The organism is Candidatus Neomarinimicrobiota bacterium (assembly GCA_022567655.1).
In the GTDB taxonomy this organism is placed as follows: domain Bacteria; phylum Fidelibacterota; class SORT01; order SORT01; family SORT01; genus JADFGO01.
The window spans coordinates 1-4689 of sequence record JADFGO010000125.1 but is presented as its reverse complement, the minus strand read 5'-3'; the positions used below and the strand labels follow the sequence as shown (position 1 = coordinate 4689).

Below are 4689 nucleotides of genomic sequence, written 5' to 3'. Positions count from 1 at the left end.
CCCACTTTATCCCTAATATTCTCGACAGCCGCCGGCTCGGTCAAATCCTGACCGATTACAAGAGTTTTGACGCCATAACTCTCCTCTATCTCCCGGGCGATTTCTTCCATATTATGTACCCGCCGCGCGACGAGTATGACGTTCATTCCTTTCTCTGCAAGCTGCCGGGCGAAGTCCGCGCCTAATCCTGAAGAAGCGCCCGTCACGAGCGCCCATTTGCCGTATCTTACCGTCCAATTCTTATCCAACTCCCTCCTTCAAATTTTATGTTGCTGCAATACTCGATTATTTTTTGAAACTTTCAGCCCGAAACACTGACTAAGCATTAGTATTTATGAGGTTAAATAAATCGAATTATTGGAACAAAGATACTGAATTCACACGGGCATATAAAGGATAAAATATGAACAGATCCAACGTCGGCAAAATGATTCGAAAATGGCATCGAAAATTAGGAGTATTTATCGGCATTCAACTCCTCAGTCGGCAGGAGCGGCCGGAGGCTATTTAAGGAGCAGTAGCTTTCTGGTGCTCCTTTCCCCTTCAGTTTCAAAAGTGTAAAAATAAACTCCCGAAGCAAATCGGGATGCATCCCACTCGATCGAATAGCTGCCGGAATTCGTGTATTCGTTCAGCAATACGTCCACTTTCCTTCCTGAGACGTCAAATATTGTGAGTTTGACGAATGAATCATGCCCGACCGTAAAATCTATTGTAGTAATTGGATTAAACGGATTTGGGTAATTCTGCGAAAGCGGAAAATTTTCCGGCAATGCTTTTTCCTCATCCACGGATATAACAATGCCGTTCTCCTGACCTATTGTAGGCACTGGTTGGTCGAACCAGTCTGACGAGCTGTTGCCTTGCCCGTCATATTCAATAGAGTGACCTTCTGCCACATCAGTTACAAAATCACCGGCAGTCCAGATTCCCGCACTGACCGCTACAGACTCTCGACCGTTACCGCCACTCCCCCACTGTACGAATTCGCGGATGCTGGACGAACTCGTAAATGTGCCGTTAATGTAGAGGCTGACGTCGCTGGCGCTCGCGTTTAAACTGCTCATGCTGGAAAGAAAAATGTCGGTTGAAGTGTTGGTTCCGGAACTGCCCACGTGGATTACAATTATACCGCCGGAAGGTATCGTAACGCCCGAGGGGAGCTGAGTGTATGCAAAGCGATTGCAAAACCACCACCCGCCGATGTCCGCCGTGGCGTTGCCTATGTTTTTGATTTCGATTAGCTGATTGCCGACATTCCCGCCTGTTGGATCGTAGAGGATCTCATTGAGAACTGGGTTGGCCTGGGCGAGAAGCAACGAAACGTTTAGGAGAAATAACAAAGAAAATATGATCTGTTTCATTTGGACATGCTCCTTTCTGTGCAGTTTTGATGTTCTCAGTCAAAGCCACCGCTTATAGTGAGAACTTACCACAAAGTTAAAGCCTTACTTCGGTCAGGGCAAGAGTTTATTATTGTTTGTTTTAATCTGAATTTTATCCCGCATCTTCATTCTTCTTCTACTGTCTATCGTATCCACCGCCCTGACCGCGTATTCCTGAGCAGTATAAATCTGCTTCATAAGTATTTCGTTGTCCCTCTTAGCCATATCACCCACGGCGAAAAGATTCGGAATCGAAGTCTCACTTTTCTTATCCACAATGACATGCCTGATTTCCGCCGGTTGATTCTCATCGGTTAATCGGGCTCCGAGTTCAAGGACCAAATCATTGTACACTCTGTGGAGACCCATGGCAACCAAGGCGAATTTAACCTCTATCTCCTCGCCGCCGGCAAGTATAAATTTACGAAGCTGCCCCCCCTTTTCCCCGACCGCGTCTACTATCCTGTCGGTATATATTTTAATGCCGTATGCTGTCAGTAGTTTTTTCGATTCTTCATCTGAACTCATTTCTTCGCCGTTGGTCAGGATAAATGTGTTCACGCCGTATCGTTCATACATTATGAATGAAAGTTGCTCGGCTGTTTTTCCGCTGCCTAATATGGCGACATTATCGCTCCTTGCAAGATGCCCTTCACACCTGATGCAGTATAGTATCGTCTCCTTGTTTGCAAATGGATATATCCACTTCGTAGAGTCGATAATCTCCCCTCCCCGTTCTTTCATTATGTGGGGCTGCGTGTCCATTATTCCGGTTGCGACAACCATATACTCCGATTTTGCCTCATTCTCACCGTCAGAAACGATAAAATTATCTTCTTCTCTCCGGGCTGATTTAGCCGCCGTGTCGAATATTTTTATATTCCCGGAATATTCCGATTCTATCCTTTTTCTGGTATTATCGAGGATAGCTTTGCCGCTTATATGAACGTGAGATTCGTTCAGTTTCTGCCTGAACGCTTCATCTTCAGGCGCTTTGTACATTTTCAGGAGTTCATCCTTAACCACTCCCTCATGGAATCCTATCATATTGTCGATGTTATAGATCCATTTCGAACGGGACGATTTGGAAGTTGATTTACTCCCGTAAAACCAGCAGGCTTTGAGGTTATACTGTACCGCCCTGAGAGCCGCTGCCGATCCCCCCATTCCACCGCCCACTATGATGATATCGTAATCTTCGCTCATGGGATAACGGCTTTTAAGGCGCCATATCGAAGAGGATGAGCTGTGAATCCGAGTCGGCTTTAACCTCTAAATTTTCCGGACCCGTTATTTTCAAGCCGTCTCCCGGCTCCAATAATGTCTCATTTACGGATATTTTCCCGATCATGCTGTTATGCAGATACCCTAATCGTCCTTCCGCGATTTCTATACTGCCGGAATCTCCTTCGGACAGGTCTCCAACATAAATCGTGATGTCCTGGTGTATATCCAATTTTCCGTCACCCCCGCCTTTTGCCACGACAGGAGTGAAAAACTCACTCCCCTTGCTTACTTCTTTCTGCTCATAGCCCGCTTCTATCCCCTCTACTTCGGGAACAAACCAGATCTGCATGATGTGCACCTCTTCGGTTTCGCTCGCATTTTTTTCAGAGTGAAAGATCCCCGTTCCGGCGGACATTCGCTGGAGCTCGCCTGCATTTATTAATCCTTCCCCGCCTGTGGAGTCCTTGTGCTCCAGCGCTCCCGAGAGAACGTACGTGACTATTTCCATGTTCTGATGAGGGTGCGTATCAAATCCCGTTCCCCCCTTGATGAAATCCTCGTTCAATACTCTCAACGGTCCGAACTGTACGTTTTCGGGATCATAATAATTCCCGAATGAGAGACTGTGATATGTTTCCAGCCAGCCGTAATTAAAATGCCCTCTGTCTTCGCTCTTCCTCACTTCAATCATTTATGTATACTCCTGTCTATATATACTCCTCGCCCGATCGATATTTCTGTATTGAAAATTACTTTCTCAAATAAGCCGACCTGAATATATTATCAGACTCATGGAATATCAACACCGAATTGAAACAGCTTGAAAGTTCACCATAACTGTCAGATATTTGCTCATTGATTTCTTCATGGCTGATACATAAATGAACGCGGTCCAAAAAGCGGAACGGCTCCTCTCGCTTGACCTGTTCCGGGGCATCGCCATAGCGGGAATGATCCTCGTGAACAACCCCGGCAGCTGGAGCCACGTCTATCCACAGCTCCGTCACGCTGAGTGGAACGGCGTGACTTTCACCGACCTGATCTTCCCCTTTTTCCTTTTTATAATCGGTGTTGCGATGACGTTTTCAATGACGAAACAGATAGAGGCGGGCGCAAACAGAAAAGACCTGCTGCTGAAAATCCTCCGGCGGACACTGATCATTTTCGCGCTCGGGATCTTTTTATCAGGATTCCCGAAGTTCGACTTTTCAACCTTGCGAATACCCGGTGTGTTGCAGCGGATAGCGCTCTGTTACCTGTTTACCTCTATTATCGTCCTGCGCACCGGTTGGAAGGGACAGGCGTATTGGACTGCGGGATTACTTGCTTTCTACTGGATAATCATGAATTTCGTACCGGTTCCCGGTTACGGAGCGGGTGTGCTCACACCTGAAGGAAACTTCGCCGCCTTCATAGACGGTAAACTCCTTTCCGGTCATATGTGGAGTCAGACCAAAACGTGGGACCCGGAAGGTTTTCTGAGCACAATTCCCGCAATCGCCACTACACTGACGGGCGTTCTTACGGGCTGGTTCCTCCGCTCGGATAAGACAAAAATTGAAAAGACAGTCTGGATGCTGCTTATAGGAAATCTTGGGCTATTTCTCGGCTGGACATTCGATACATGGTTCCCCATGAACAAGTCTATCTGGACAAGTTCATATGTTATTTACACATCCGGTTTCGCGCTTATCTTCCTCGCTTTTTGTTACTGGACGGTTGAAGTCCTGAACTGGCGCAGATGGACACGACCTTTTGTTCTTTACGGCGTGAATTCCATAGCTGTTTTTGTGCTGTCAGGCTTTGTAGCCCGGTTGACTTTCATAATCAAATTCACGAACGCTGACGGCAGCTCGACTTCGTTGCAAAAAGTCCTTTACAACGCCCTGTTCACCTCCTGGCTCCCTCCGATGACCGCCTCCCTCGCATGGGCGGTCTTTTACATCTCTATGTTTTTACTCCTGATGTGGCTTATGGACAAAAAGGGGATTTATATTAAGGTGTGAAGGCTAAAACCATTAAAATGGTTTGAATAATTTATTCTATTCATTAGCCCCCGACTTTTCCGTATGAACTC

5 protein-coding genes are annotated in these 4689 nt (G+C 46.6%); 1 reads left to right on the top strand and 4 read right to left on the bottom strand.

Features of this window, described 5'->3' with window-relative positions:
* From IID12_09810 to IID12_09795, 4 genes are all read right to left on the bottom strand, one after another.
* Window positions 1–248, bottom strand: a 248-nt coding sequence (locus IID12_09810; protein MCH8289382.1) for an SDR family NAD(P)-dependent oxidoreductase, incomplete at its 3' end; no start/stop codon positions are given.
* 255 nt (window positions 249–503) lie between these two features.
* Complete coding sequence (locus tag IID12_09805; protein MCH8289381.1) at window positions 504–1364, bottom strand: lamin tail domain-containing protein; 861 nt, start codon at window positions 1362–1364, stop codon at window positions 504–506.
* 93 nt (window positions 1365–1457) lie between these two features.
* Entirely contained in the window at window positions 1458–2591 is a 1134-nt protein-coding gene (locus IID12_09800; GenBank protein ID MCH8289380.1) for an NAD(P)/FAD-dependent oxidoreductase, read from the bottom strand.
* A 13-nt stretch (window positions 2592–2604) separates the two neighbouring features.
* Window positions 2605–3303: a pirin family protein gene (locus IID12_09795; protein ID MCH8289379.1), complete on the bottom strand. Its 699-nt coding sequence runs from the start codon at window positions 3301–3303 to the stop codon at window positions 2605–2607.
* A gap of 190 nt (window positions 3304–3493) precedes the next feature.
* Here IID12_09795 and IID12_09790 point away from each other — a divergent pair, with 190 nt between their 5' ends.
* On the top strand, window positions 3494–4618 hold the full coding sequence (locus tag IID12_09790; GenBank protein MCH8289378.1) for a DUF5009 domain-containing protein: 1125 nt from the start codon (window positions 3494–3496) through the stop codon (window positions 4616–4618).
* Window positions 4619–4689 lie beyond the last annotated feature (71 nt).